This window comes from Lentzea sp. NPDC051208 (assembly GCF_040682435.1).
GTDB lineage: Bacteria > Actinomycetota > Actinomycetes > Mycobacteriales > Pseudonocardiaceae > Lentzea > Lentzea kristufekii.
The window spans coordinates 60,190-85,139 of record NZ_JBFBAW010000024.1; the positions used below are offsets into that span (position 1 = coordinate 60,190).

29 protein-coding genes are annotated in these 24,950 nt (G+C 69.2%); 12 read left to right on the forward strand and 17 right to left on the reverse strand.

Annotated elements, in window-relative coordinates:
* Nucleotides 1–118: 118 nt before the first annotated feature.
* Genes AB0M48_RS39390 through AB0M48_RS39410 form a run of 5 tightly spaced genes read right to left on the reverse strand, consistent with a single transcriptional unit; the run spans nt 119 to nt 5,516 of the window.
* Entirely contained in the window at nt 119–1,219 is a 1,101-nt protein-coding gene (locus tag AB0M48_RS39390; RefSeq protein WP_363852474.1) for a branched-chain amino acid ABC transporter permease, read from the reverse strand.
* Nucleotides 1,216–2,103, reverse strand: a complete 888-nt coding sequence (locus tag AB0M48_RS39395; RefSeq protein WP_363852477.1) for a branched-chain amino acid ABC transporter permease — start codon at nt 2,101–2,103, stop codon at nt 1,216–1,218. The genes AB0M48_RS39390 and AB0M48_RS39395 overlap by 4 nt, the downstream gene beginning before the upstream one ends.
* On the reverse strand, nt 2,096–3,931 hold the full coding sequence (locus tag AB0M48_RS39400) for an AMP-binding protein (RefSeq protein WP_363852480.1): 1,836 nt from the start codon (nt 3,929–3,931) through the stop codon (nt 2,096–2,098). The genes AB0M48_RS39395 and AB0M48_RS39400 overlap by 8 nt, the downstream gene beginning before the upstream one ends.
* On the reverse strand, nt 3,928–4,746 hold the full coding sequence (locus tag AB0M48_RS39405) for an ABC transporter ATP-binding protein (protein ID WP_363852483.1): 819 nt from the start codon (nt 4,744–4,746) through the stop codon (nt 3,928–3,930). The genes AB0M48_RS39400 and AB0M48_RS39405 overlap by 4 nt, the downstream gene beginning before the upstream one ends.
* Complete coding sequence (locus tag AB0M48_RS39410; protein ID WP_363852485.1) at nt 4,743–5,516, reverse strand: ABC transporter ATP-binding protein; 774 nt, start codon at nt 5,514–5,516, stop codon at nt 4,743–4,745. The genes AB0M48_RS39405 and AB0M48_RS39410 overlap by 4 nt, the downstream gene beginning before the upstream one ends.
* Before the next feature lie 214 nt (nt 5,517–5,730).
* On the opposite strand from AB0M48_RS39410, the gene AB0M48_RS39415 reads away from it, so the two are divergent.
* From AB0M48_RS39415 to AB0M48_RS39425, 3 genes are read left to right on the forward strand one after another with little or no spacing between them, the layout of a single operon-like run.
* A complete protein-coding gene (locus AB0M48_RS39415) occupies nt 5,731–6,195 on the forward strand; it encodes an SRPBCC family protein (protein ID WP_363852488.1) in 465 nt (154 codons plus the stop codon).
* 10 nt (nt 6,196–6,205) lie between these two features.
* The gene (locus AB0M48_RS39420) at nt 6,206–6,925 is read left to right on the forward strand and encodes a SigB/SigF/SigG family RNA polymerase sigma factor (protein WP_363852491.1); all 720 of its coding nucleotides are present in this window, start codon (nt 6,206–6,208) and stop codon (nt 6,923–6,925) included.
* 42 nt (nt 6,926–6,967) lie between these two features.
* Nucleotides 6,968–7,399 (forward strand): DUF4383 domain-containing protein, encoded by a 432-nt coding sequence (locus tag AB0M48_RS39425; protein WP_363852494.1) that lies wholly within the window; start codon nt 6,968–6,970, stop codon nt 7,397–7,399.
* On the opposite strand, the gene AB0M48_RS39430 is transcribed toward AB0M48_RS39425, so the two are convergent.
* Nucleotides 7,386–8,309, reverse strand: a complete 924-nt coding sequence (locus AB0M48_RS39430; RefSeq protein WP_363852497.1) for a DNA topoisomerase IB — start codon at nt 8,307–8,309, stop codon at nt 7,386–7,388. The genes AB0M48_RS39425 and AB0M48_RS39430 overlap by 14 nt on opposite strands.
* A gap of 49 nt (nt 8,310–8,358) precedes the next feature.
* Between AB0M48_RS39430 and AB0M48_RS39435 the strand changes: the two genes are divergently transcribed.
* Genes AB0M48_RS39435 through AB0M48_RS39445 form a run of 3 tightly spaced genes read left to right on the forward strand, consistent with a single transcriptional unit; the run spans nt 8,359 to nt 10,576 of the window.
* Nucleotides 8,359–9,426, forward strand: coding sequence for a glutamate--cysteine ligase (locus AB0M48_RS39435; RefSeq protein ID WP_363852499.1), 1,068 nt, complete (start codon nt 8,359–8,361; stop codon nt 9,424–9,426).
* Nucleotides 9,426–10,193: an iron-containing redox enzyme family protein gene (locus tag AB0M48_RS39440; protein ID WP_363852502.1), complete on the forward strand. Its 768-nt coding sequence runs from the start codon at nt 9,426–9,428 to the stop codon at nt 10,191–10,193. Before AB0M48_RS39435 ends, AB0M48_RS39440 begins: the two co-directional genes overlap by 1 nt.
* 20 nt (nt 10,194–10,213) lie before the next feature.
* Nucleotides 10,214–10,576, forward strand: a complete 363-nt coding sequence (locus AB0M48_RS39445; RefSeq protein ID WP_363852504.1) for an STAS domain-containing protein — start codon at nt 10,214–10,216, stop codon at nt 10,574–10,576.
* Here AB0M48_RS39445 and AB0M48_RS39450 read toward each other — a convergent pair whose 3' ends face one another.
* The 4 genes from AB0M48_RS39450 to AB0M48_RS39465 all read right to left on the reverse strand — a co-directional run bounded on the left by AB0M48_RS39450 (nt 10,577) and on the right by AB0M48_RS39465 (nt 12,759).
* Entirely contained in the window at nt 10,577–11,020 is a 444-nt protein-coding gene (locus AB0M48_RS39450) for a hypothetical protein (RefSeq protein ID WP_363852507.1), read from the reverse strand. It lies immediately after the preceding gene.
* Between the two features lie 9 nt (nt 11,021–11,029).
* On the reverse strand, nt 11,030–11,473 hold the full coding sequence (locus AB0M48_RS39455; protein WP_363852510.1) for a nucleoside deaminase: 444 nt from the start codon (nt 11,471–11,473) through the stop codon (nt 11,030–11,032).
* A 90-nt stretch (nt 11,474–11,563) separates the two neighbouring features.
* On the reverse strand, nt 11,564–12,433 hold the full coding sequence (locus tag AB0M48_RS39460; RefSeq protein WP_363852513.1) for a hypothetical protein: 870 nt from the start codon (nt 12,431–12,433) through the stop codon (nt 11,564–11,566).
* Entirely contained in the window at nt 12,430–12,759 is a 330-nt protein-coding gene (locus tag AB0M48_RS39465; protein WP_363852516.1) for a TfoX/Sxy family protein, read from the reverse strand. The genes AB0M48_RS39460 and AB0M48_RS39465 overlap by 4 nt, the downstream gene beginning before the upstream one ends.
* Nucleotides 12,760–12,842: 83 nt before the next feature.
* On the opposite strand from AB0M48_RS39465, the gene AB0M48_RS39470 reads away from it, so the two are divergent.
* A complete protein-coding gene (locus AB0M48_RS39470; RefSeq protein WP_319989253.1) occupies nt 12,843–13,115 on the forward strand; it encodes a YggT family protein in 273 nt (90 codons plus the stop codon).
* Here the strand turns inward: AB0M48_RS39470 and AB0M48_RS39475 are convergent.
* The 5 genes from AB0M48_RS39475 to AB0M48_RS39495 form a co-directional block, all read right to left on the reverse strand.
* Nucleotides 13,096–14,628 carry an FAD-binding oxidoreductase gene (locus AB0M48_RS39475; protein ID WP_363852520.1) on the reverse strand — a complete coding sequence of 511 codons (1,533 nt, stop codon included), beginning with the start codon at nt 14,626–14,628 and terminating at the stop codon, nt 13,096–13,098. The genes AB0M48_RS39470 and AB0M48_RS39475 overlap by 20 nt on opposite strands.
* Before the next feature lie 22 nt (nt 14,629–14,650).
* Nucleotides 14,651–14,827, reverse strand: coding sequence for a DUF397 domain-containing protein (locus AB0M48_RS39480; RefSeq protein WP_363852523.1), 177 nt, complete (start codon nt 14,825–14,827; stop codon nt 14,651–14,653).
* Nucleotides 14,828–14,837: 10 nt separating this feature from the next.
* Complete coding sequence (locus tag AB0M48_RS39485; protein WP_363852525.1) at nt 14,838–15,668, reverse strand: helix-turn-helix transcriptional regulator; 831 nt, start codon at nt 15,666–15,668, stop codon at nt 14,838–14,840.
* A gap of 86 nt (nt 15,669–15,754) precedes the next feature.
* Nucleotides 15,755–18,343: a CHAT domain-containing protein gene (locus AB0M48_RS39490; RefSeq protein ID WP_363852528.1), complete on the reverse strand. Its 2,589-nt coding sequence runs from the start codon at nt 18,341–18,343 to the stop codon at nt 15,755–15,757.
* A complete protein-coding gene (locus AB0M48_RS39495; RefSeq protein WP_363852531.1) occupies nt 18,340–18,762 on the reverse strand; it encodes a hypothetical protein in 423 nt (140 codons plus the stop codon). Before AB0M48_RS39495 ends, AB0M48_RS39490 begins: the two co-directional genes overlap by 4 nt.
* On the opposite strand from AB0M48_RS39495, the gene AB0M48_RS39500 reads away from it, so the two are divergent.
* From AB0M48_RS39500 to AB0M48_RS39520, 5 genes are all read left to right on the forward strand, one after another.
* A complete protein-coding gene (locus AB0M48_RS39500) occupies nt 18,748–19,620 on the forward strand; it encodes a S8 family serine peptidase (RefSeq protein WP_363852534.1) in 873 nt (290 codons plus the stop codon). The genes AB0M48_RS39495 and AB0M48_RS39500 overlap by 15 nt on opposite strands.
* Nucleotides 19,621–19,674: 54 nt before the next feature.
* Nucleotides 19,675–20,310 (forward strand): sigma-70 family RNA polymerase sigma factor, encoded by a 636-nt coding sequence (locus AB0M48_RS39505; RefSeq protein ID WP_363852538.1) that lies wholly within the window; start codon nt 19,675–19,677, stop codon nt 20,308–20,310.
* Complete coding sequence (locus AB0M48_RS39510) at nt 20,288–20,731, forward strand: hypothetical protein (RefSeq protein WP_363852541.1); 444 nt, start codon at nt 20,288–20,290, stop codon at nt 20,729–20,731. Before AB0M48_RS39505 ends, AB0M48_RS39510 begins: the two co-directional genes overlap by 23 nt.
* 99 nt (nt 20,732–20,830) lie before the next feature.
* Nucleotides 20,831–21,631, forward strand: a complete 801-nt coding sequence (locus tag AB0M48_RS39515; RefSeq protein WP_363852544.1) for an SAM-dependent methyltransferase — start codon at nt 20,831–20,833, stop codon at nt 21,629–21,631.
* Entirely contained in the window at nt 21,631–23,463 is a 1,833-nt protein-coding gene (locus tag AB0M48_RS39520) for a diguanylate cyclase (RefSeq protein WP_363852547.1), read from the forward strand. The genes AB0M48_RS39515 and AB0M48_RS39520 overlap by 1 nt, the downstream gene beginning before the upstream one ends.
* A 43-nt stretch (nt 23,464–23,506) precedes the next feature.
* Here the strand turns inward: AB0M48_RS39520 and AB0M48_RS39525 are convergent, their stop codons facing one another.
* Nucleotides 23,507–24,022, reverse strand: a complete 516-nt coding sequence (locus AB0M48_RS39525; RefSeq protein ID WP_363852550.1) for a snapalysin family zinc-dependent metalloprotease — start codon at nt 24,020–24,022, stop codon at nt 23,507–23,509.
* Between the two features lie 327 nt (nt 24,023–24,349).
* Complete coding sequence (locus tag AB0M48_RS39530; RefSeq protein WP_363852553.1) at nt 24,350–24,946, reverse strand: ATP/GTP-binding protein; 597 nt, start codon at nt 24,944–24,946, stop codon at nt 24,350–24,352.
* Nucleotides 24,947–24,950: the final 4 nt, after the last annotated feature.

Sequence of the window (24,950 nt, forward strand, 5' to 3'; positions counted from 1 at the left end):
CTTGATGCCACCCGTGCCCTCCTGCGGCGCGGCCCCGTCCCCACCCCGACACGAGGCGAGAAGCAACGCCCCGACAAATATCACTGCAAGTCTCTTACCAGACATGGAGATTCTCTCCTCAGTACGAGAACGGCCAGGTGCGCCAGTAGTTGCGGACGCGGACCCAGATGCCGAACAACCCGCGTGGCTCGACGATGAGGAACACGATGATGAGCACGCCGTAGAGCACGGCTTCCAGCTGGAAGACCGTGATCACGCCGGTCGCGTCACCACTGATGAACGGCAGCACCGCGGGCAGTTCCCTGGTGATGCGTGGCAGCAGAGTGATGAAGAGCGCGCCCATGATCGCTCCGGAGATGGTGCCCGCGCCGCCGATGAGCACCATCGCGATGTACTGCACTGACAACAGCAGGCTGAACGAGCCGGGATCGAAGAACCCGTTCACCACGAACAACAACGCGCCCGCGACACCCGCGTAGAACGAGGACACCGCGAACGCCAGGACCTTGTACCTGGTCAGGTCCACGCCGATCACCGACGCGGCCAGGTCCCGGTCCCGCACCGCCGCGAACGCACGCCCGACGCGCGAGCGCACGAGGTTCCGCGCCAGCACACCGAAGATCACCAGCAGCACGAACATCAGCAGGTACAACTGCTGTGCCGCCGTGAACAACGCGCTGTCCTGATCCAGCCGCACCCCGAACAGCTCGGGCACGGCCGCGGGCCGGCCGACGCCGGGCCCGCCGGTCAGCGACGTCCACTCCCGGAACACGTGCTCTCCCAGGAAGACCAGCCCCAGCGTCACGATCGCGAGGTAGAGGCCCCGCAACCGCACCGCCACCGGCGCCACCAGGACGCCGAACAACGCGGCCACCAGACCCGAGGCCAGCAGCCAGATCGGCAGCGACGTGATGCCGAACCCGATCACCCGCCCGGTCTCGGGACCGCTGAGAGCCGCGGCCGTGTAGGCACCGATCGCGAGGAAGAACGCGTGGCCCAGCGACACCTGGCCCGCGTACCCCGTCGCGATGTTCAGCCCGATCGCGCCGATCGCCGCCACGAACCCGGTCGCGAGCAGCTGCAACAGGTCGTCGGTGATCATGAACGGCATGACCAGGGCGAGCACGACGAGGCCGCCCGACCACGCGCGTTTGGGACGCGTGTTCAGGAACGCCATGTCCTGCCCGTAGGAGGTGTACAGCTCAGGACGGCCCTTCACAGGCGTTCCACCTCTCTCCTGCCGAACAGTCCGTACGGTCTGACGAGCAAGACCAGCAGCATCAAGGCGTACGGCGCGACGAGCGCGAAGTTCGACCCGAGCCACGGCGCGAGGTCGCCCTGGTAGGTGCCGACGAGCGACTCGACGACGCCGACCGCGAGCCCGCCGACCACCGCGCCGCCCAACGACTCCAGGCCGCCGAGGATGATCGCGGGCAACGCTTTCAGCGCCACGATCCAGAGCTGCTGGTCGACCCCGGCGCCCGTGGCCACGAACACGCCGGCGAGAGCGGCGAGCCCGCCCGCCAGCGCCCACGACAGCGCGAACACCGATCCGACCGAGATGCCCTGTGCCAGCGCGACCTCCTGGTCGTAGGCCACCGCCCGCATGGCGAGCCCGATCCGCGAGTAGCGGAAGAACAGGAAGAGCAGCGTCGTCACGACCGCGGTCGTCGCGATCATCACGAGGTAGCGCTGCTGCACCTCCGCTCCCAGGAAGCTGATCGTGTTCAGCCCCCACGGATCACCGACCTGCCGCACGTCGAGACCGATGAACGCGTTGGTGACCACCCTGACCACGACGTCCACGCCGATGGTGATGATCGCGACCACGAACACCGGTTTGCCGACCATCGGCCGCAGCACCGTGCGTTCCACGCCCAGCGCCAGCACCGCGATCACCACGGCGGCGACGAGAACCGCGCCGACGAACGACACCGCGGGCGAGAGGTACGAGACCAGCACCGCGCCCGCCAGCATGAACGCCGGCTGCGCGAAACTGATCACCTGCGTCGACTTGTAGATGATCACGAAGCCGAGCGCGAGCAGCGAGTAGATCGACCCGGTGCCGAGGCCCCGGATCAACGACTGGAGAAACTCATCCATACATGCTCTCCACGAGGTCGTCGAACATCTTGCCCAGCGCGGATCTCTTGACCTTCTGGGTCGCGGTCAGCTCGCCGTCCTCGTGGTCGAGCTCCTTGGGGAACATCCGGAACTTCTTGATCTGCTCGACCGTGGCGAACCTGCCGTTCACCTCGGTCACGATCTTCTGCACCAGCTCCTGGACCTCGGGCTTCTCCGACAGGTCCCGGTAGGTGGTGTAGGTGATCTTTCGTTGCTGCGCCCAGTGGCCGACCGTCTCGTACTCGATGCCGATCAACGCCACGAGGTAGGCCCGCTGGTCGCCGATCACCACGGCCTCCTTGATGTACGGGGAGGTCTTCAGCGCGTTCTCCAGCTCGGACGGCGAGATGTTCTTGCCGCCCGCGGTGATGATGATGTCCTTCATCCGGTCGGTGATCTTCACGTGCGTGCCGTCGACCCACTCGCCGACGTCGCCGGTGTGCAGCCAGCCGTCGTCCAGCACCCGTTGCGTGGACTCGGGATCACGCCAGTAACCCGCGAACGTGCCGCCGTGCCTGGTGAGGATCTCGCCGGTCTCCTCGTCGATGCGCAGCTCGGTGCCGGGCTGCGGTTCGCCGACCGTGCCGATCTTCACCCGTCCCGGCCGGTTTCCCGTTGCCACGGCGGTGTTCTCGGTCATGCCGTAGACCTCGTGCATCGGCACCCCGATGCCCATGAAGAACTTCAGCACGTCCGGGGCGATCGGCGCGGCACCCGAGGCGGCGTACCGGACGTGCCGCATGCCGATCCTGGCCTTGAGCGCGCGGAAGCAGAACAGCCAGCCCAGTGCGTAGATCAACCGGCTCTTGCCCGTGTGCCTGCCACCGTTGTGCACCAGCGTTTCGCCGATGGCTTCGGCGCGCTTGAGCCAGAACCTCGTCGTCGTGCGCTTGAGCCAGGACGCCGACGACACCCCGATCGTGACGCCGGCCAGCACCTTCTCCCAGATGCGGGGAACGCCGAACAGGATCGTCGGCTGCACCTCGCGCAGGTTCGGCTGCACAGTCTCGATCGACTCGGCGAAGTGCACCTGCACGCCGCTGGCCGCGCTGAACCACGTCGTGAAGATGCGCTCGGCGACGTGGCACAACGGCAGGTAGGACAGCGTGACGTCGGAGGAGGACGGGGGTGGCGAGGTGAATCCGCCGCCCTCCACCAGCACGTGGACGGCGAACTCGACGTTCGCCACGGTGAGCATCGCGCCCTTGGGTGGCCCGGTGGTGCCGGAGGTGTAGATCAACGTCATGACGTCGCCGGGTTCGACGGCCGCCATGCGTTCGGTGAGCTCGTCCGGGAACGCGTCGCGGTGCTGGGCGCCCAGCGCCAGGAAGTCCTCCCAGGCCAGCAGCTTCGGGTTGTCGTAGCGACCTTTGATGCCACGGGGTTCGACGTAGACGATCCACTCCAGGTCGGGGGTGTCCTCCAGCACCAGCAGCGCCTTGTCGACCTGTTCCTGGTCCTCGGCGATCAGGATCCGCGAGCCCGAGTGGGACAGGAGGTAGGCGACCTCCGACGCGGGGTTGGTCGGGTACAGCCCGACGGTGATGCCCCGGGCGGCGACGATGCCGAGGTCGGCGTAGAGCCACTCGCGCCGGTTCTCGGAGTGGATCGCCACCCGCTCCCCCGGTTGCAGGCCCAGTGCCAGCAGCGCGTGGCCGACCAGTTCGACGTTCGCCCAGTAGCCGGACCAGCTGACCTCCTGCCAGATGCCGAAGTCCTTGGCGCGCAGCGCGATCTGGCCGGGCGTGCGCTCGGCGCGGTCCTTCACCCGCGTGACCACGGTCGTGGTCGTCGTCGATGTGGTCATGGCGTCACGCTCTTGTGCTGCTCGCCGAGGTACGCGCGGATGACGTCGGGGTCCTGCTGCACCTCCGCGGGCGTGCCGGTGCGGATCGGGCGGCCGAAGTCCATGACCATCACGCGGTCGGCCAGGTCCATCACGAGACCCATGTCGTGCTCCACCATGATCATCGGGATGTTCAGCTCCTCCCGGACGTCGAGGATGAACCGGGCCATGTCCTCCGTCTCCTCGACGTTCATGCCGGCGACCGGCTCGTCGAGCAGCAGGAGCTTGGGCTCCATGGCGAGCGCCCTGCCGAGTTCGACGCGCTTCTGCACGCCGTAGGGCAGCAGGCCGACCGGGAACCGGCGCCACTGCTCCAGTTCCAGGAAGTCGATGACCTCCTCGACCGCGGCCCTGTTCTTCAGCTCCTCGTCACGGGCCCTGCCGAGCCAGAAGAACGCCGACAGCGCGCCGTACCGCATGTGGTTGTGGCGGCCGAGCATGAGGTTGTCGACGACGGTGAGGTGGGAGAACAGCTCGATGTTCTGGAACGTGCGGGCCATGCCCTGCGCGGCGATGCGGTGCGGCCGCATGCCGATCAGGTCGAGGTCGCGGAACCGCACGGTGCCCTGCTGCGGCCGGTAGACGCCGCTCAGGACGTTGAAGATGGACGTCTTGCCGGCGCCGTTCGGGCCGATGACGGCGAAGAGCTCGCCCTCGCCGACCTCGAACGACACCCCGTCGACCGCCACGACCCCGTCGAACGCGAGCCGGACGTTCTCGACCCGCAGCACGGCGGTGGACGGCGCCTCCGCTGAGGTGCGCACCTCGGCACTCATGACAGCCACCGCTTCCTGCGCTTGTAGTGCTTGACCGCACGGAACGAGGAGGTGCCGAGGCCGAGGTAGAACTCACGGATGTCGTCGTCGGCGAGAAGTGCCTCCGCCGGCTTGTCCATGACGACCTTGCCGGTCTCCAGCACGTAGCCGTGGTCGGCGATGGAGAGCGCCATGCTGGCGTTCTGCTCGACCAGCAGGACCGTGGTGCCCTGTTCGTTGATCTTCACGACGAGGTCGCGGATCTGCTGGACCAGCAGCGGCGCGAGGCCGAGGCTGGGTTCGTCCAGCAGGAGGTAGGACGGCTCCGACATCAGCGCCCGCCCGATCGAGAGCATCTGCTGCTCGCCACCGGACAGGTAGCCCGCGCTCTGTCTTCGCCTTTCGAGCAGCCGCGGGAAGAGCTCGTAGCAGCGGTCCAGGTTCTGCTTGAGCCGCTTGGGTCTCGCGTGGCCACCGACCTTGAGGTTCTCCTCGACGGTCAGTTCGGCCAGGATCCGGCGGCCCTCCAGGGCCTGTTTGATGCCTCGATCAGCGATCTTCGCTGGTGAGAGGCGGTGGATCGGTTCACCGTCGAGCGTGATCGAGCCCTTGGTGACCTTGCCGTCGTGCACGTCGAGCAGGCCGCTGAAGGCCCTCATCAAGGTCGTCTTGCCCGCCCCGTTCGCACCGAGCAGGGCCACGACCTTGCCCTGGGGCACCCGCAGGCTCACGCCGCGGAGCACCAGCATCACGTCGTCGTAGACAACCTCGAGGTTGTTCGCTTCGAGCACCAGCGCCTCCTATGGGCCCCTGACATACCGCGCAGTATGCCGCCCCTGAGACTTGGATCACAGAGCGATTTGACCACTGTGGGTGATTTCGTGATGTGCAGATCGCAAGTGGTTCGACACTCTGCGTGACTGTCCAGAATGGACACAGGTCGGATGTGTAACGCGGCGTCGCTCGGGTACTCACCTTCCGACACCAATCGAAGGAGGAGGTTTCGTGACCACCATTGAGAAGTCGGTGGACGTCCACGTGCCCGTGAGCACGGCTTACAACCAGTGGACCCAGTTCGAATCCTTCCCGGCGTTCATGGACGGGGTCGAGAAGATCGACCAGATCACGCCGACCAGGACCCACTGGACCACGAAGATCGGCGGGGTCGTCCGCGAGTTCGACGCGGAGATCACCGAGCAGCACGCGGACGAGCGAGTCGCGTGGACCACGGTCGACGGGCCGCCGCAGGGTGGCGTGGTGACGTTCCACCGCCTGGACAACGAGACGACTCGGGTGCACCTCCAGATGGAGTACGACCCGGAGACCCTCACCGAGAAGGCCGGAGCGGCGCTGGGCGTCGTCGGCCACCGGGTCGAGGGTGACCTGAAGCGGTTCAAGGAGTTCATCGAGAACCGCGGCACCGAGACCGGCGCTTGGCGAGGCGACGTGACGCCGCCCCCTCAGGTCTGATCGGTGCACGTTGACGCCAGACCAGCACGCGGCGTTCGAGGAACTCGCCCGCACCAGCCGTGACTCGCCGCGTTACTACGTGTTGCGGGACCAACTGGTGCGCGAGTACCTCCCACTCGCCCGGCACATCGCCCGCCGCTTCAGCGAACGCGGCGAGCCCATGGAAGATCTCGCGCAGGTGGCGGCGGTCGGACTGATCAACGCCATCGACCGGTTCGACGTGTCGCGGCAGACGGACTTCCTGTCCTACGCCGTGCCGACGATCACGGGCGAGGTGCGGCGTCACTTCCGTGACCAGTGCTGGGCGGTGCGCGTGCCCCGCAGGTTGAAGGAACTGTGCGACTCCATCGACGGCGCGACCGCCGAGCTCTCGCACAAGACCGGGCGGTCTCCCACTCCCTCCGAGATCGCCCGGCACCTCGGGGTGCCGCTCAGCGACGTCTACGAGGGCCTGCGCATCGAGAAGAACGTGGCGTTCGCGCCTCTCGACTCACTGGAGAGCTCGACCGTCGACGACCCAGCGCTGGAAGGCGTGGAGATCCACGAGGCCCTGCAGCCCATGCTGCGGGGCCTTCCGCGCCGCGAGCGGACCATCGTGGTCCTGCGCTTCTTCGGCCGGTTGACCCAGACGGAGATCGCCCGCCGCGTGGGCATCTCGCAGATGCACGTGTCGCGCCTGCTCACCAAGTCCCTGGAGCAGCTGCGGCACGACTTGCTGGCGGAGGAGTGAAATGAGCGAGCGGGAATGTCGGGTTCTGGCGATACTGAGTTCATGAACCGGTTGCGGTGGCCCCAGAAGCTGGCGATCGGCACCGGGGCGCTGCTCGTGCTCTGGGGCGTGGCGGGGTTCTTCGTGACCGGCTTCTCGAAGTTCGCGGGCGAGGCCGACACCTGGGTCCTCGGGCTGCGCGTCAACCCGCTGCAGAACGTCATCCACCTGGTCTTCGGCGCCGCCCTGCTGTTCGCGGTGCCGCGCCTGAGGGCGCTGAGCGGGACCGGGCTGCTGCTGGCGGTGCTGTTCCTGGTGATGTTCGGGCTCGGCCTGGCGCGCTACGACGACCAGGTCGTGAACTTCCTCAACGTCAACCCCGGTTCGAACGCGCTGCACTTCCTCGCCGGGTTCGCCTCGCTGGCGGCGGCGCAGGGCGCGGCGTGGTGCCGCCAGTGCGACCGCGCCGCTGCCGCCGCCGTCAAGCCTGCTTGAGCAGCTTGCACACGGCCCGTTCGGGGTCACCCGCGCCGATGACGTTGCCGTCCTCGAACGCCTCCACCAGACGCGGGTCCACGTAGGACTTCCTCGCCACTGACGGCGTGTTCCCGAGGTCCTGCGCGACCTCCTTCATGACCGCGCTGATCGCGCGCTTCGACGGCTTGCCCCGTTCACGCAGGGCCTGCGCGAACGCCTGAGCCGCGAAGACCGTGGCGTGCCAGGTGCGCAGGTCCTTCACGCTGAACTCGTCGCCGACCAGTTCGCGGAAGCGTTCGTTGACGTCGTCGGCGGTGAGGTCGAAGACGCGGCAGTCCGGTGTCCGGTCGAGCAGCAACGACCGGACGGCCCTGGCGAGCGCGCGATCGGTGATCTCCTGGTCCACCTCGACACCGTGCTTGGCGGGGAACCGGAAACGGATCCGGTCGCCGGTGACCGAGAGGTGTTCGCAGAGCAGGGTCGCGACGCCGTGCGTGCCGTTCTCCTCGGCGTACTCCTCGTGGCCGACGCGGAAGATGCCGAGGTCGAGCATCCGCAGCGCGATGGCGAGCAGCCGCCTGCGGCCGCGCGACCTCATGTCCTTCTCGATCTGCTCGCGGAACTTCCCGAGCTTCGGGGCGAGCTCCAGCACGCGGGCGAACTTCTCCGTGTCACGGTCGGCCCGCCACTTGTCGTGGTAGAGGTACTGGCGGCGGCCGGCGTCGTCGTACCCGACGGCCTGGATGTGGCCGTTCGGGTGCGGTGAGATCCACACGTCGCGCCAGGCGGGTGGGATGACGAGGGCCTTCACCCGCTCGACGTCGCTCGCGGACAGCGCCCTGCCCTCGGCGTCGAGGTAGCGGAACCCCTTGCCGTGTCTGCGCCGCGTCCAGCCTGGACCTGCGGTGATGCTGCGCCGCAGTCTCATGTGGCCACTCCGGGATTGATCAGCATGGAACGCGGGTACCCGCTCACCGATGAATCACTACACGGTCGGTGTGGAACAGGAGTTCCTCCTCGTGGATCCCGATTCGCGGCGGCCGGTAGCACTGGCACCCCGGGTCAGGGAGATCTCGAGCGCGCCGGGAGACCTCGACGTCCAGGGCGAGCTCACCCCGTTCCAGATCGAGATCGCCACCGGCGTCACCTCCTCGTTCGACGAGCTGTCCGAGCAGGTCCGGCTCGGCCGCCGGGTGCTCGTGGACGCCGCCGAAGAGGCGGGGTGCCGGCTCGTGGCGACGGGCATGCCGCCGATCGGCGAAGCCGGACCCCCTCCCGGATCGGATGACCCCCGCTATCACCGGATCGAGTACTCCCATCGGAGGCTCGTGACCGGAACGGGTGCCTGCGGACTGCACGTCCACGTGGGCGTCTCCTCGGAGTCCGAAGCGCTGGAGGCCTCGAACAAGCTGCGGGCGTGGCTGCCGACGTTGCTGGCGCTGAGCGCGAACTCCCCGTACTACCAGGGAGAGGACACCGGGTACGCCAGCTGGCGGTCGATGGTGTGGTCGCGCTGGCCGGTGAGCGGACCGCCGCCGCACTGGCACGGCCCCGCCGACTACGACCGGACCGTCGAGGCGCTGATCAGCTCGGAAGCGATGATGGACAGGGCGATGGTGTACTGGGACGTCCGCCCGTCGGCCGATCATCCGACCGTCGAGGTGCGCGTCGCGGACATTCCGCAGCTGGCAACGGAAGTCGCGGTCCTCGCCGAGCTGATCCGGGCCCTCGTCGTGACGGAACCCTCCGAACAGCGGGTGGACGATTCCGTGCTGCTGGCGGCATGTTGGCGGGCGTCGCGCGACGGGGTCGACGGATTGGCCGCCGATCCACTCACCGGAAAACTCTCCCCCGCGTTCGACCGGGCGGTGTCGCTCGTGGAGCACGTCTCGGTCGCGCTGCGCGATCGCGACACTCTGTCTACTGTGGAACAGCAGTTGGACTGGTTGCGCCACAACGGCTGCGGTGCCGCGCGGCAACGACGCTGCCCGGACCCCGAGTCCCTTGTGGACATGCTGATCGCCCGAACGCGTGAGGAAACCTGATGCGCCTCCCCGCTCCCCGCGGCCACATGAGTTCAGCCCTGGTCACAGCGCTGCGCCTGCCGCCCTCGCCGCGGCCCGCGCTGCTCGTCAGCGGCGGCACCAGGGAGGCCTGGCAGGACGACGACCTGCAGCTGTCGCTGTGGATCTGCTACGAGCTGCGGATGCGCGGCTTCGACGACGTCGCCACCGGCTGGGAGGACCACCCGGCGCTGGCCCAGTTCCACGCGGCACTGGAAGCCCGCTGGGAGGAGGCGCTGCGGTCGCTGACCGAGGTCACCTCCCCCGCCGCGCTGTCGGACGAGGGACTGGCCGAGCTGGACAGGCACCGCGCGTTCTGGCAGCCGCGCCGCGAGATGCGTTCGGTGCTGCGCGACATCCACGGCGACGCCTACGGCACGCGCTCGGCGCGCACCCATTCGGTGCTGTTCACCGTGACGCTGCGCGACCTGGACCCGTTCGCCGCCGTGGACGAGATGCCCGCCCCGACCCTCGCACTGGCGAACGCGCTGTCGTTGTTCGGCCTGCACCGCCGGCTCGTCGGGGCCCTCGTCGGCTTCCTGACCGCGGTCGACACGATCGGCGGCGACCCGTTCGCGCAACTGCTGCCCGTCCAGTGCCCGCCGGAGGACGTCCGCCTCGGCTTCACCGCGTGCCACGAACTGCACGCCCGCCTCACCCAGCACGTCCAGGCTTCCCTGCGCGCGGGCCACACGTCGCTGAGGGGCCGTCGACCGCAGCTTTCCAGCCGGGCTAACGTGGGGTGCTGACAGCTGACGAAGGAGATCACGTGCCTGACCCCACTGCTCTGGCCACCGTGGTCGTCGACCGGCTCACGCCCGACGTGGTCGTGCTGCGTGTGTCCGGTGAGCTCGACACCACCTCCAGCGGTTCACTGACCGGCCCGCTGGAGAGCCACGTGACGGAAGGCCTGCGGGCCGTCGTAGTGGACCTAGGCGGCGTCCGGTTCCTGGGGTCCGCCGGGCTGGAGGCCCTGGTCCTGGGCCAGCAGCGCGCGTCGAAGACCGGCGTCGAGTTCCTGGTGGTGGCGTCGACCAGGGCCGCGTTGCGTCCCATCGAGGCGACCGGGCTCGACGCGGTGTTCACGATCGTGAGGTCGGTGGACGAGGCGGCGCAGCGCTTCTCGTCCTGATCACCAGGGCGGGTTGCCCGTCGCGTCGAAGTAGGCGCCGGTCGGCCCGTCCTGTCCGATCTGCGCCATCTCCACGATGGCGCCGATGTCCTGTTCGACGGCGTTGATCCGCAGCCGCGGGAACGCCTTCGCGTACTGCACGGTGACGAGGTTGACCGCAGCCGCCGACGGCGAGTCCCGCGGGCCGCTGACGTTCACCACGACGGCGGAGGCGGACCGTTCCAGCAGCGGCAGGTAGGTCTGCAGGACGCGCGCGGTCCCCTCGACGGCGCCCTCGAACGTCTCCTCCCCGGCTCCGCCGGCGTTGACCAGCACGTCGAGCGAGTCCAGGGACTCGGCCGAGGCGCCGTCGGTCGGCGCGAACCGGACGGTGTGACCGGCGAGAACGAGCCGGCGCGCGATCTCCGCGTCCTCGGTCGCGCCGGTGATCAGCACAGCAGCCATGCGGTCACGCTAATCCTGGCCGATGTCCTCGTACCAGAGCTCGGGGCGTTCGGCGATGAACGTCGTCATCAGCTCGATCAGCGCCGGGTCCTCGACGACGGTGATGCCGACGCCGTGCTCCGCCAGCCAGTCGTGGCCGCCGTGGAACGTCGTGGCCTCGCCGATCAGGACGTGCGAGATGCCGAACTGGCGGACCAGGCCGCTGCAGTACCAGCACGGCGACAGGGTCGTGACCATCGTCGTGCCGCGGTAGCTGCGCTGGCGGCCGGCGTTGCGGAAGGCCGAGGTCTCCGCGTGCATCGAGGCGTCGTCGTCCTGCACGCGGCGGTTGTGGCCCCGGCCCAGCAGACGGCCGTCGCCGTCGAAGAGTGCCGCGCCGATGGGGATTCCGCCTTCGGCGAGTCCCGTCCGCGCCTCCTCGACGGCGACGGCCAGCATGTCTTCAGCAGTCATGCATCGACGCTACTTCGTCTTGAACGACTTCACGGTCGTCGACGTGCCGCTCTGGCGGAGAACCTTCAGGCCGGTACCGGCGGCGGTAGCTCACCAGGCCAGCAGGTAGTGGTCCTTGACGACGGCGACCAGGTCCTCCCAGTCGTTCAGCAGCGGCTGCAGCGCCGCGATGTCGCCGTCGTACTCGAGAACGAAGCGCAGCCCGGGTTTCGCAGGATCCGCAAGCAGCAGCCCGCACTCCTCGTCCACCGTGTGCGTACGCGCTTCCACCTCCCGCACGAGACCGAGCACGTACTCCCGCAACGAGGGCAGCGTCTCGGCGTGCGGGACCACGACCACCACGTCAGGTTCCTCGACCAGTGCGAGCTGCCTGGCGACCTCGGGGTCGCCGGGTGGCGCGAAGATCACCCATGCCGACTGGTGCCGCCGCCACAGCAGGAACGGGTGGGTGTGCCTCTCGATGTCGCCCAGCGCGTTCTCGGCCGTGCCCCCGAGGTCGGGGTCGTCGATCAGTTCTTCCAGGCGCCCCAACACCTCCGGCAGCACTGCCCGGTCGAGCCTGCCCACGTGCCCGAGGCAGGTGACCGCGAGCTGGCGGAGGCCCTGGACGGGACCGCGGGTGTGGGCGAGCAGCAGGCGTTGCAGTTGCTCGCGGTCCTGGTCGTGGTGAACCAGGCCGAGCATCGCCCGGTAGGCGTCGTCGCCGCCCGCGCGAAGCTGGTCGTGCCATCGGAGCACGCACTCGGCCAGCACGACGTCGGCGGCCTGCTGGATCGCCCCGGCCAGGTCGTGATCGGCCGGAGTGGCCCAGCCGTCCTCGACGCGCACCCGCGGCACGCCGCTCTCGACGCCGGCGAGCGCGTCACCGTCCCACTCGAACACGACGCCGCCGGGCATCTCGACCTCGCGCATCGGGCCGAACCCGGCCAGCGCCTCCCGGACCCGTTCGAACAGGGTCACTTCGGCGACAGCGCTTCCACGAACTCGCGGCAGCGCGCGATCCAGTCGTCCAGCGCCTCGTCCTCCGCCACGGCCTCCCCGGCGACGACCACCCAGCCGTTCATCGGCCGGCCGGTGAAGTCGAAGACGCGGGCGCCCGGCTGGGCCAGCGCGTCGGCCTGCGCCTCGGGGCCCACCCGCGCGATCAAGTCGGAGTTCAGCACTCCCACCAGCATGTTTCCGCGCCACATGAACACCAGGCTGCCGAACATCCTCTTCGTGCTCAGGTCCGGGAGGTCGCCCAGCGACTCCCCCAGCCGGTGGGCCAGGCCCTCGTCGTACGCCACACGCTGAATACTGTCTCAGCGAGTTGCCAGGCGCCTCTCAGTTTCGTGTGGCTTCATGGACGTACAGGACGAAGGAGGCCATTTTGTTCGGCTTGGTCGGCTGGCTGCTCTATTGGCTCTTGACGCTGTTCATCCTCGTGATGATCGGCCGGATGATCGTGGACTGGGCGGTCACCTTCCAGGCGCGCGGCGACTGGGTGTGGAAGGTGCGCCGGGTGACCCACGGCGTCACCGAGCCGGTGCTGGCGCCGGTGCGCAAGGTGCTGCCGCCGGTGCGGTTCGGCGGGTTCGGGCTCGACCTGGCGTTCACGCTGGTGTTCATCGCGGCGCTGATCCTCAGGTCGGTCGTGGCGTGAGGACACCGGGGTTGAGCAGGCCCTGAGGATCCAGCGCGGCCTTGGCACCGGACAGGGCCGCGCCGAAGACGTCCGGCCGTTGGCGCGTGTACCAGGGCATGTGGTCGCGGCCGACGGCGTGGTGGTGCGTGATCGTGCCGCCTGACGCGAGGAGCGCCTCCGAGACCGCGGCCTTGATCTCGTCCCACTGCGCGGTGAGGCTGCCCCAGCGCCCCGGCGCGTAGATGCCGTAATAGGGCGCGGGGCCGTCCGGGTAGACGTGGGTGAAGCGGCACGTGACGACGCCGATGCCGCACACCTCCCGCAACGCCCTGGTCGCCGCCTCCGTCACCGCCGCGTGCAACTCGGGGAAGCGGTCCCACGTGCAGGCCGTCTCGAACGTCTCGGTGATCATCCCGTGCTGGGCCATCGCGTCACGCTGATAAGGCATGCGCAGGAACGACTTCCGCCACTGCTGCGCCGCGCCCTCGACCACCTCGCCACCACCGCAGAGCTCCAGCGCTCGCGCGAGTTTCGCGTCGACCGGATGGTCCGCGGACTCGAACGCCAGCACCAGCACGGAAGACGGTGCTCCTGCGTTGAGGAACGCCTCCGCCGGGTCCAGCAAACGGCAGTTCGCCGGATGCAAACCGGACTGCGCGATCAGCCGCGTCGCCTCGACGGCCCGTTCCCACGAGGCGAACCGCACCGAGGCCCCCGCTCGGTGCGTCGGCGGCTCCTGGAGGCGCATCCACGCCTCGGTGATCACGCCCAGCGTGCCCTCGGAGCCCAGGAAGAGCCGGTCCGGCGACGGCCCCGCACCCGACCCCGGCAACCGCCGCGACTCGCTGATCCCTTGGGGCGTCACGACCCTGAGCGATTCGGTCAGGTCGTCGACGTGCGTGTAGAGCGTGGCGTAGTGGCCACCGGCGCGGGTGGCGAGCCAGCCCCCGAGCGTCGAGAACTCGAACGACTGCGGAAAGTGCCGCAACGTCAGGCCGTGCGGCTTGAGCTGGGCCTCCAGCGACGGCCCCAGGACCCCCGCCTGGATCTGGGCGGCGCGGCTGGCCGGGTCGACTTCCAGCACCTGGTCCAGGTGTTGCAGGTCCATCGTCACGACGCGATCCAGGTCGCGCGGCTCAACGCCGCCGACCACGGAAGTGCCGCCGCCGAAGGGAATCACCGCCACGTCATTCGACCCGCACCAGTCGAGCACGTCGACGACGTCCTGCTCGGTGCGCGGACGGGCGACGGCATCGGGCAGCGGGCCGACGTCGCCGGCGAGGTTTCGGGTGACGTCGCGGTAGGCCTGGCCGCGGGCGTGCGCGAGCCGGTCGACGGGGTCGGTCGAGTAGATCTCACCCGGCTCGATCCGCGAGGCGGGCAGGTCGAGCGCGGCGGGATCCGGTGGCTCGTGGAACGTCAGGTCCGCGTCCGGCAGCACCGCCCGGACCCGCTCGACCAGCGCACGGCGTTCCTGCGGGGTGACGGCGTCCTCGACGGTGCCCCAGCCCCACCACGACCTCGTTGTCATGGCGAGCAACCATAAGCGAAACTCAGGCGTTCTGGAATGGCCCGAAGTAGTCGCTCTTGGCCGAGGCGAGGAAGGCCTCCCAGCTCAGCGGGGACAGCGGCAGGTGAGCGGAAGGCGACTTGCTGTCCCGGACACCGACTCCCGCACCGATCTCCACGCAGTTGTTGCCGTCAGGGCTGTAGCTGCTCTTGCGCCACACAGTGGCCTCCTCAGGAGACGATGCCGGTGATCAACCTCCTCGATTCTTCCGCATCGAGCGCCACGCCATCCAGCGACTTGAGGATGTCCGTGTAGAGGTCGACAGATGCCTGGTCCTCCATGAAGATCCCCGAGTTCATCGTGTCGGTGTAGACCACGGACGGGATCTTCTTGAACTTCATCAGGCTGAACTCGCCCATCGTTCCGGCGTGCGCGCCGATCGCCGTCGGAACGACCCGGATGGTGATGTACGGCCGCACCGACATCCGCAGGAGGTGGTGGAGCTGGTCCCGCCATACCGCTTCGCCGCCGACCGGCAGCATCAACGCCTGTTCGTGCACGAAGAAGAAGAACTTGCGCCCGCCCTCCAGGATCCGCTGCCTGGCCACCCGCGCCTCGACGCGCAGGTCGATGTCCTTGGCCTTGATCTTCGGCCAGACCACGTACAGGGGCCGGATGTAGTCAGGGATCTGCAACAGGCCCGGCACCAGCGTCAGGTGCCAGCTGTACACCTCGCTCATGACGGCCTCGTGCTCGATGAGCGTCCGCATCTTGATGGGTATGGCGCCCTTGTAGTGCTGCCACCACCCTTTCTCCCGCGACACCTTCAGCAGGGCCATGAGGTGGTCGAACTCCTCCTCACTCACCCTGCACAGGCCCAGCAGCCGGGCGAAGTCGATCTCGCTGACCCCTCCCTTGCCCGTGAGCAGGTCCGAGAGCTTCTGCGGATCCCAGCCCAACAACTCGGCTATGGCGCGGTGCGACATACCCGTCGAATCGACTACTGCGCGGACTCCCGCTCCGAACTCGCGGCCACGCACCGTGGAGGCTCTTGCTGGCATGGCAAGGAAAATAGGGGCGGTTCCGGGTCGTCAAACACCGTTCGGCGCCAAGACCAACCGAAGAGATGGCCGATGGAGGCCCTCCATCACCCCGCACCGAAGCAGACGAACCCGACGGCGGCCGCGTAAGCCGCGTCGTCCACAGCGGCACGCTGCACCGCGGCCAAAGCCTCGGCCGGAGCCATTCCGGCGGCCAGCTTCTGGTGCAGTTCCACCATGACCGGCGCCGTGCCGTCGGTGGGCACCGGCACCACAGGCGCGATCAACGTCCGCGTGCCCAGCCCGAGCAGGGCCGCCGTGAACCCCATCAACTCGTCGCCGGGCCGAACGGCGGACTGCCCGGTGTCGCACGCCGACAGCACCACCCGCGTAGGCGGCCGGCGCAGGCGTTCGATGTCGTAGACGGTCAACGGCCCGTCGGCCAGCTCCAAAGCGGAGAACAGCGGGTTGTCGACGCGGAACGAGCCGTGGGCGGCGATGTGGGCCAGCGCGGCACCGTCCATTGCGGACGCCACGGCGCTCACCGTCGCCTCGCCGCCGACCAGGACGCGGCCCGGCACGTGGGCGCTGATGGCCTTGATCTCGGCGGGGGCCGCGGCCATGCGCGGGCCCGCGGCCAGCACGGACTCGCCCGAGGCGTCCGGCACCGAGGTGGCGCGCAGCCAGACGGACGCGGACGGCGCGACCGTCACCTGGCGGTTCAGGACCGCCCACGGCAGGCCGTTCAGCGCGCCGGTGGGCACCACGACCAGCGGGCGGCCGTCGATGCGGGAGGCCAGCGGGTCCAGCAGGCGGCGGGCCAGCAGCGCGGCGGCGTGGGACGCCGAGGAGCGGGCCACGGCCAGGTTCGGCAGGTCGGGCGGCAGGGTGACCAGGCGGTGCAGGGCGAAGCGGAGCAGGCGGATCTCGCGGACCACGCCCTCCGCCGGTCCCAGGGAGTGCAGGGAGGCGCGGCCGCCGGCCAGGACGACGGCCATCAGCGTGCCGTCGTCCTCCACGAACTCGATCAGCGCCGACGAGCCCAGGGCGGAGACCAGGGACGGGACCGACGGCGGCTTGAAGACGGAGACCTCGCCCGACACCTGGCGGGTCAGGTCGCGGACGCGTTGCTCGGCGCGCACCAGCTGGGCGCGCAGGGCGCCCGCGGGTCTTCCGGCCAGCACGGCGGATTCCACGTCGGCCGCCACCGCGCGCAACGACGCCAGCGCGTCCTCCAGGCGCGGATCGTCCGGTGGGGACACGGACTTCATCCGCAGCGCGCCGGCGCGCCAGCTCTCGGTCCACGACAGCACGCGGGCCGCGTTGCCGGAGGCCACGGCCAGTCGCAGGCCCTCCAGCGCGAGAGCCTGGCCCTGCACGCCCGCCGACGCGCGCAGCTCGGCCGCGCCCAGGGACACCCGGTACTCGTCCAGCAGCCCGATGCCGCGCCGGAGAGCGGACGAAGTCCCTCGGACGTCACCGGAGAGCTTGCGGCGCAACGCTTCCGCGTACCAGCCGCGCACGCGCAGACCGGCCGGGCCGCGCAGCCGCGCACCGGCCGCCACCGACAGCTCCGCGACCGCGCGCACGCGGTGGCCCAGGTCGGCGGCGACCAGACCAGCGTCGATGCGGGCCTCCAGCGCGGGCAGCCGCCAGTCCATCGCGTCCAGCTCGGTGGCGACCCGCGACAGCGCCAGGCGCAACGGACGTGAGCGGTCGCCGCGCAGCACGGCCGCGTGCAGTTCCAGGTAACGCGCGCCCGCCGCCCACAGCAGGCGCTGCTCGCGGCGGAAACGGCGACGCGCCTCGGCGGCGAACGAGTGCGCCGCCGAGGGATCGTCGTCCAGCAGGGCGATCCGGGCGCGGAAGTACAGGGCCTCGGAGACGCCCAGCGGGTTCTTCAGGGTCTTCAGCTCGGTGATCGCGCGGTCGGCCGCGGCGCGGGCCTCGTCCAGCAGCGGCACCGAGACGAGCAGTTCCAACCGGTTGACCAGCAGCACCGGGCGCATCACGTCGAGGCGGCGGTACACCTCCTCCGCCTTGTCGAACAGCGTCAGCGCGGCGGGCACGTCACCGCCGCGCGTCGCCATGATGCCGGCGTTCCAGTGCACGTCGGCGACGCCGAGTTCCTGGCCGAGCTCGCCCAGCAGGGACGCCGCCAGCGAGAAGTCGGCCGACGCCTCACGCATGTTCCCCACGTACGCGCGCACGAGGCCGCGGTTGTTGAGAGCGCGCGCCTCGACCAGCCGGTCCCCGACGCGGCGCGCACCGGCGATGGCCGCCGTGTAGTCGCGCTGCGCGTCGTCGTAGCGGGTCAGGTAGTGGAAGACGACGCCGCGCTGCATCAGCGCGGCCACCGAGTCCGCGCCCGTCAGCTCCGGCATGGCGTCGTCCAGCAACGTCAGCGCGGCCTTCTGCTTGCCCGTGTAGGCGAGCACCCACGCCAGGCTCATCTGGGCCAGCGCGGCCAGCCGGGGCAGCGACGCCTCGGAGGCGATCCTGATCGAGCGGCGGAGGTGCCGGGCCGCGCCGGGGAAGTCGTGCATCTCCCGCAACGCGAGACCGATCGCGCGCTCGGCGATCGACCATTCCGAACGATCTTCCGTCGCGCGAAGGACAGCGCGCGCCATCTCCGCGGCCGCGCGCGGGTTGCGCTGCCTGGCCTCCAGCGCGTCCTCCGCACAAAAGTCGGTCACGGCAACACTTTATCCGCTGTGGTAGCTTGATCAAGCTCGGTCGGGGTGCCCGTCAACGCTGCTTTAGTGAGGCCGTGGTGTCGAAAACGCCAGAAAGCGCGGAGCTTTACCAAAGAGCTTTCCTGCAGCTCATCGCCGAGGACAAGACCATCAGCTTCCACGCCGAACGCGGGCGTGAATTCCTTTATCGACCCGGCCAGCTGCTCGTCGCCGCCGAGGACGAACAACGCGTGGTCGAAAAGCTCCGGGAAAACAACATCATCGCCCGGCCGGGCGAAGGATTCGCCGGTTTGGCACGATTGACGTTGCCGGACAACGCGGAGGACATTCCCCGCATTGTCCGCCTGTTGCGCGACCAGCGGAACTGGCCGAACGAGCGCGTGCCGCTCGTGCAGCCGCACCACGTGATCGTCGGTCACGGCGGCCTGGTCATGGGCAACCCCGGCGACCGGCCCCACCCGGCCGACCCGGTCTCCGCGCCGAAGTTCGACGAGCGCCTCAAGGACGTCCGCGTCGGCATCATCGACACCGGCATCTCCTCGGGCGCCGACAGCGACCACTCCGACTGGTTCGACGGCCGCTACGCCAAGGAGGCCGACGACGTCGACGACGCCTACAGCAGCGGCGACCAGTTCGCGTTGCAGGGCGGGCACGGCACGTTCGTCGCGGGCGTCATCCAGAACGCGGCGCCCGGCGTCACCTTCGACCCGGAGATCGGCCTCGACCCGAACGGCTTCGGCGACGAGGAACGGATCTGCCGCAAGATCACCGAGCTGGGCCGGAAGAAGATCAACCTGCTCAACCTGTCGCTCGGCTGCTTCACCGCGGACGACGTCGCCTCCGAACCGTTGCGGCGCACCATCGAGGCGCTGCCCGACGACATCGTCGTGGTCGCCTCCGCCGGCAACCAGGGCACGCAGCGGCCGAGCTGGCCCGCCGCGCTGTGCGGGGTCACCGCGGTCGCCGCCGCCCAGCAGGAGCGGGACGGGTCGATCGGCCCCGCGTTCTACTCGAACTTCGGCCACTGGGTCGACGCGTGCGCGATCGGCAACCGGGCGTCGACCTACCTCAAGGGCGAGTGGCAGCTGCCCGGCGAGGCCGCGGCCACGCCGTTCGCGCTGTGGGCGTACTGGTACGGCACGTCGTTCGCCGCTCCCCTGGTCACCGGCCGGATCGCCGCCACGATGGTCTCGGACGGCATCGACGCACGTCAGGCGCGTGACAAGCTGCTGTCGGGCCCGGAGTTCCACACCGGCTACGGAGTTTTCGTCAAATAGTTGTATCTGGGAGGCAACCTCCGCCTCCGCCAGTTGTGACCGCAAGGAGTCGACGTGAGTTCTGCATCCCCGATCGCCGCGCTCGTGAGCGCGGCGGCCGAGGGCGATCAGTCGGCGTGGAACGAGATCGTGGACCGTTACACACCGCTGGTGGTGTCGGTGATCTACAAGCACCGGCTGCGCCCAACGGACGCGGCCGACGTGAACCAGACGCTGTGGCTTCGGCTCGTGGAGCAGATCGGACGACTGCGCGAGCCGGAGGCGCTGCCTGGCTGGATCATGACGACCACCCGCAACGAATGCCTGCGCGTGCTGCGCGTGCAGCAGCGGACGCACCTCTACGACCCGTTGTCGGAGTCCGACGCGCTGGAGTCGGAGCAGGCGGACGCGGACGTGGAGGCGGACCTGCTGGCGGTGGAGCGGCGGCAGGCCTTGCGCGACGGGTTCGCCGAGCTCACGGACCAGTGCAAGCGGTTGCTGCAGAAGTTGATGACGGACCCGCCGCCGAGCTACCAGGTCGTGAGCGAAGAGCTCGGGATGCCGGTCGGCAGCATCGGCCCGACGCGGATACGTTGCCTGGAGAAGTTGCGCAAGACCCCTGCGATCTCGGTCTTCCTGGGATCTGCCAAGAAGGGGCCGGCACAGCAGAAGAGAGGAGGTGTGCTGGGTGCGGCACGACTGGGACAGTGACGAAGTACTGCTCGACGCCTTGCGCGACGCGTTGAGCACACCCCAGGACGACGTCCCGCCGGAGTTCGTGGAGGCCGCGAAGGCCGCGTTCACCTGGCGGAACATCGACGAGGAGCTGCTGCTCATCACGTCGTACGACTCCGTGCTGGACGACACGCTGTTCGCCCGTGCGCGGTCCACGGCCACGGCGCGGCAGCTGGTGTTCGACGCGGACGGCGTGATGCTGCAGGTCGAGGTGTCCGCGGCGGGGGTGACCGGTCAGCTGATGCCGGCGACCGGCCCGGTCACGCTGGTGACGCCGAACGGCGACCACGAGACCGCGACGGTCGACGAACTGGGGATGTTCGTGATGGGCGTCGCGCCGCGAGGACCGGTGAAGTTCCGGTTCGCAAGTGGTTGCACCGATTGGTTCATCCTCTGACTGACATTCGTGTGATGGCGCAATTCATTCGTTCGGCCCACATCTGCGGCCAGTAGGGTTGTCGACGCTCAGAATTCGCATCGCGAGAGGTGTGCCGCTGTGGTCGATCGAGTCAGCTGGGTTCCGGAAGGTGTCAACGTCGACGTCCCGAGTTCCGCCCGGATCTACGACTACCTGCTCGGCGGCGGGCACAACTTCGAGGCGGACCGCGCGACGGCGGAAGCCCTGATCAAGGTGCTCCCGGTGCGGGGCATGGCGCGTCTCAACCGCGCGTACCTGCGCCGTGCGGTGCTGGAGCTGACGAGTTTCGGGATCCGGCAGTTCCTCGACCTCGGTTCGGGCATCCCGACCGTCGGCAACGTGCACGAGGTGGCGCACGAGGTCGCTCCCGAGTCGAAGGTCGTGTACGTCGACTTCGAACCCGTCGCGATCACGCACGCCGAACTGATGCTGGCGGGCGAGCCGAACGTGACGGCGCTGCTGGCGGATCTGCGCGAACCGGAGAAGGTCGTGGCGCAGGCCGCGAAGCACCTGGACTTCTCCCAGCCGATCGGGCTGCTCGTCGTCGGTGTCCTGCAGTTCATCCCGGACTCGGACGACCCCTGGGGCGTGTTGTCGCGCTACGTGGAGTCCCTCTCGTCCGGGTCGTACCTGGCGCTGTCGCACTTCACCGCCGACAGCATGCCGGCGGCCATGGCGGCCGGTAGGGAGATCTTCGCGAAGACCGCGGAGCCGATCACGCCCCGTACCAAGGCCCAGGTCGCGGACATGCTGGCGGGCACGGAGATCATCGAGCCCGGCATCGTGTTCACACCGCAGTGGCGGCCGGAGACCCCCGAGGACGTCGGCGACGAGCCGTCGAAGGCGAACCTCTACGCAGCGGTCGGCCGCAAGCCCTGATGTCCGCCTCGCCCCTCGCACAGCGCTGGGCGGCTGTTCTGATCGAGAGCGCGTACTCGCCGATGTCGCGGCGAGAGCTGACGCAGCACCTCGACGAGCACGCCGCCCGGCTGCGTGCTGGGCAGGCAGCGGTGGCCATCGGCGAATGGTTGGTGCGCAAGCGTTTCACCGGGCCCGACTCGTTGCGGTGCACGCTGGAGGTGCTCGGAGGGGAGTTCTCGCCGGAGATCCTCGGCGCGCTGGCGGCGGGGTACGTGCGGGCGACGCGCGACCAGTTGTTCGCCGAGCAGGAGAAGGTCAAGGTCGCGCTGCTGAAGGCCGTCGAGGACGCGCGGCGCGACCTGCACGACAGCGAGGCCCGGTTCGCCCAGGTCTTCGCGACGACGGCGGTGGGCATCGCGATCTTCGACCTGCGGGGCGCGGTCGTGGAGGCGAACGAGGCGCTGGCCGCCATCCTCGGCCACGAGGAGATGCCCAAGGAGCTCTTCGCCGAGCCCGACGCGATCGCGCTGGCCGCCGCCTGCGACCGGATGCTCGCGTCTTCTGTGGACACCGATCGGCGGGAGTGGGAACTGTCCCGCGCCGACGGGGACACGGTGTGGGCGAACGTCGTCCTGTCCGTGCTGCGCGGCTCGGACGGGCTGCCGAAGTTCCACGTCGCGCTGATCGAGGACGTCACCGAGCAGCGCATGCTCCAGGAGTGGCTGCGGCACCAGTCGCTGACGGACCTGCTGACGGGGCTGCCGAACCGGGCGTCGTTCACCGACAAGCTGGAGTCCGCGCTCGCGTCCGGCGAGCCGCACACCCTGGGATACCTCGACGTCGACAGTCTCACGATCGTCAACGACGGCCTCGGTTACGCGGCGGGCGACGCCGTGCTGGTCGAGGTGGCACGACGGTTGCGGTCCGTGCTGCCGGACGCGGTGGTGGCGCGGGTCGGTGGCGACGAGTTCGTGGTGCTGATCCACGGGTCACCCGACGTCGCGGCGCTGGCGGCGATGATCGACGAGGAGCTCTCCGAGCCCGTGTACCTGGAGGGCGCCGGTGTCGCGGTGTCGACGTCGATCGGGTTCGTGCACACCTCCGGTCCCGGTGTGGATCCCACTGCCGTGCTGAGACGCGCGCATTCGACGTTGCGCAGAGCCGAGACCGGCGGCAAGAGGCAGTGGGGCATCTACGACCACGAGGCCGACGCCGCCGACCGCACCCGGTTCGCGCGGATCGCGGCGATGCCCGGGGCCTTCGAGAACGGCGAGATCTCCGTGGAGTACGCGCCGGTGTCGTGGGTCTCGGGAGCAACGGCCTTCGTGGAGGCGTCCCTGCGCTGGGGTGCCACCCGGCACGACGACGTCGTGGCCTACGCCGACGCCCTGGGACTGGCGTCGCGGCTCGGGCAGCTGGTGCTGCAGGACGCGTGTTCACGCGGCGAACCGGTGCTGATCCGGTTGTCCGGGGACCAGTCGCGGGACCCGGACCTCGCCGCGCACGTGCGGTCCACGCTGCGGGCCAGTTCGTTCCCGGTCTCGTCGTTGTTCCTGGCGCTCGACGTCAGGTCGATGCCGGACGGCGAGGAGAACCTCGAGGTGCTGCACGACATGGGCGTGCACGTCCTGCTGCACGAGTTCGGCGGCGGTTTCGCCGGGCTGTCCACCGTGGACCGCAGTCCGGTGTGGGGTGTCCGGCTGGCCAGGCCGCCCTCGGAACGGCTGGCGCGGCAGGGGCTCGCGCTGATGGTGCCGCTGCTGCGGTCGGCCGGCGTGCACGTGATCGGCGGGCCGGGCGATCCGGACGAGCTCCAGGCGCTGGGCGTGGACCTGGTGGTCTCGCCGTGAGTGGTTGTGGCCGTCAGGGAGACCACAACCACTCACCCGCTGCTTAGGCGGCGTCCGCGAAGGTCGTCGGCTGGACGGTCACCATCGTGCGGAAGTTCGCCTCGACCTCGGCCTTCTCCTTGGCGTTCGGGTTGGGGTTCTTGCACGACGTGCCGGCGCTGGCACCGGACATCAGGTCGGTGCACAGGCCCGTGCGGCGGTCGGGCAGACCGAGCAGGTGCCCGAACTCGTGGGACGAGATGCGCACGGTGTCGTGGCCCTCGTTGACCGCCTGGCGGCCCATGACCCAGCTACCGCGGCCAAGGCTCGTCACGTAGGCCCGGGGCCACTGGTTGTCGACGCGCACGGTGATGTTCGCGGTGCCGGTCACCTTGCGCAGCACCACGTTCGTGACGCTGTTGTTCCACACCTGGGCGCCCTTGTCGATCGCGGCCTGGAACTCACCGGTGTTGCTGGAGTTGTAGGTGACGATGCGGGGCGCGGCTTCTGCGGTGCCGATGAGACCGACCGAGAGGGCGGCAGCACTGGCGAGCACAGCAATTGTTTTGCGCAGGGACACAGGAATCTCCTCGCAATGCAGGGTAATTGCACCCCGACTGTATCGCCGACCCGTTGGCGCACAAGAAGGGTCAAGTGTGAACCGGCACTGACACGGTCAAGAGCGTTCGCAGGTGATCAGCCCGCCACCAGGCCCGTCGTGCGACCTGACGAGCGGAAACGGGTCCTACCAACGGGTTTTTCCCGTTCCGCGGCCTCGAACAGGGCGCCGCCGAACGGGCGAATAACTGTTCACACGCGTCTGGATTTGATGGACCAGAAGGCCGAACGCGAACGGGGCCGGTGCGCGTGGCACCGGCCCCGTTCCCGCGGGAAGCGGGAAGGCGTTCTAGGCGAACGAAGGCTGGCGCAGCGCGTGCTCCACCAGCGCGATCAGGATCTGCTTCGTCGACTGCCGGTTCCGCGCGTCGCACGGAATTATCGGCACCGCCGCCGAGATCGTCAGCGCGTCGCGGATCTCCTCGGCCCGGTGGTGCATCAGGCCGTCGAAGCAGTTCACCGCGATCACGTACGGCAGGTCCCGGTCCTCGAAGAAGTCGATGGGCGCGAACGCCTCGTCGATCCTGCGGGTGTCGACCATGACGACGGCACCGATCGCACCGCGGACCAGGTCGTCCCACATGAACCAGAACCGGTGCTGACCGGGCGTGCCGAACAGGTACAGGATCAGGTCGGAGTCCAGCGACACCCGGCCGAAGTCCATGGCCACCGTCGTGGTCACCTTGTCCGGCACCGCTGACAGGTCGTCGACTCCTACCGAGGCCTGGGTCATCACGGCCTCGGTCGTCAGCGGGGTGATCTCGGAGACCGACCCGACGAACGTCGTTTTGCCGACACCGAACCCACCCGCGACGACGATCTTCGACGACATCACGTTCAGGCCCGCCCCAGGTGACCCCGGACGACCCGGAGCACCGTTGCTCATGGGA

What these genes read in the sequence shown, in the direction of transcription:
- AB0M48_RS39395 (WP_363852477.1), bottom strand. Translation starts at nt 2,103, where the DNA reads ATGGATGAGTTTCTCCAGTCGTTGATCCGGGGCCTCGGCACCGGGTCG.
- AB0M48_RS39400 (WP_363852480.1), bottom strand. Translation starts at nt 3,931, where the DNA reads ATGACCACATCGACGACGACCACGACCGTGGTCACGCGGGTGAAGGAC.
- AB0M48_RS39405 (WP_363852483.1), bottom strand. Translation starts at nt 4,746, where the DNA reads ATGAGTGCCGAGGTGCGCACCTCAGCGGAGGCGCCGTCCACCGCCGTG.
- AB0M48_RS39425 (WP_363852494.1), top strand. Translation starts at nt 6,968, where the DNA reads ATGAACCGGTTGCGGTGGCCCCAGAAGCTGGCGATCGGCACCGGGGCG.
- AB0M48_RS39430 (WP_363852497.1), bottom strand. Translation starts at nt 8,309, where the DNA reads ATGAGACTGCGGCGCAGCATCACCGCAGGTCCAGGCTGGACGCGGCGC.
- AB0M48_RS39435 (WP_363852499.1), top strand. Translation starts at nt 8,359, where the DNA reads ATGAATCACTACACGGTCGGTGTGGAACAGGAGTTCCTCCTCGTGGAT.
- AB0M48_RS39440 (WP_363852502.1), top strand. Translation starts at nt 9,426, where the DNA reads ATGCGCCTCCCCGCTCCCCGCGGCCACATGAGTTCAGCCCTGGTCACA.
- AB0M48_RS39450 (WP_363852507.1), bottom strand. Translation starts at nt 11,020, where the DNA reads ATGGCTGCTGTGCTGATCACCGGCGCGACCGAGGACGCGGAGATCGCG.
- AB0M48_RS39455 (WP_363852510.1), bottom strand. Translation starts at nt 11,473, where the DNA reads ATGACTGCTGAAGACATGCTGGCCGTCGCCGTCGAGGAGGCGCGGACG.
- AB0M48_RS39475 (WP_363852520.1), bottom strand. Translation starts at nt 14,628, where the DNA reads ATGACAACGAGGTCGTGGTGGGGCTGGGGCACCGTCGAGGACGCCGTC.
- AB0M48_RS39485 (WP_363852525.1), bottom strand. Translation starts at nt 15,668, where the DNA reads ATGCCAGCAAGAGCCTCCACGGTGCGTGGCCGCGAGTTCGGAGCGGGA.
- AB0M48_RS39520 (WP_363852547.1), top strand. Translation starts at nt 21,631, where the DNA reads ATGTCCGCCTCGCCCCTCGCACAGCGCTGGGCGGCTGTTCTGATCGAG.
- AB0M48_RS39530 (WP_363852553.1), bottom strand. Translation starts at nt 24,946, where the DNA reads ATGAGCAACGGTGCTCCGGGTCGTCCGGGGTCACCTGGGGCGGGCCTG.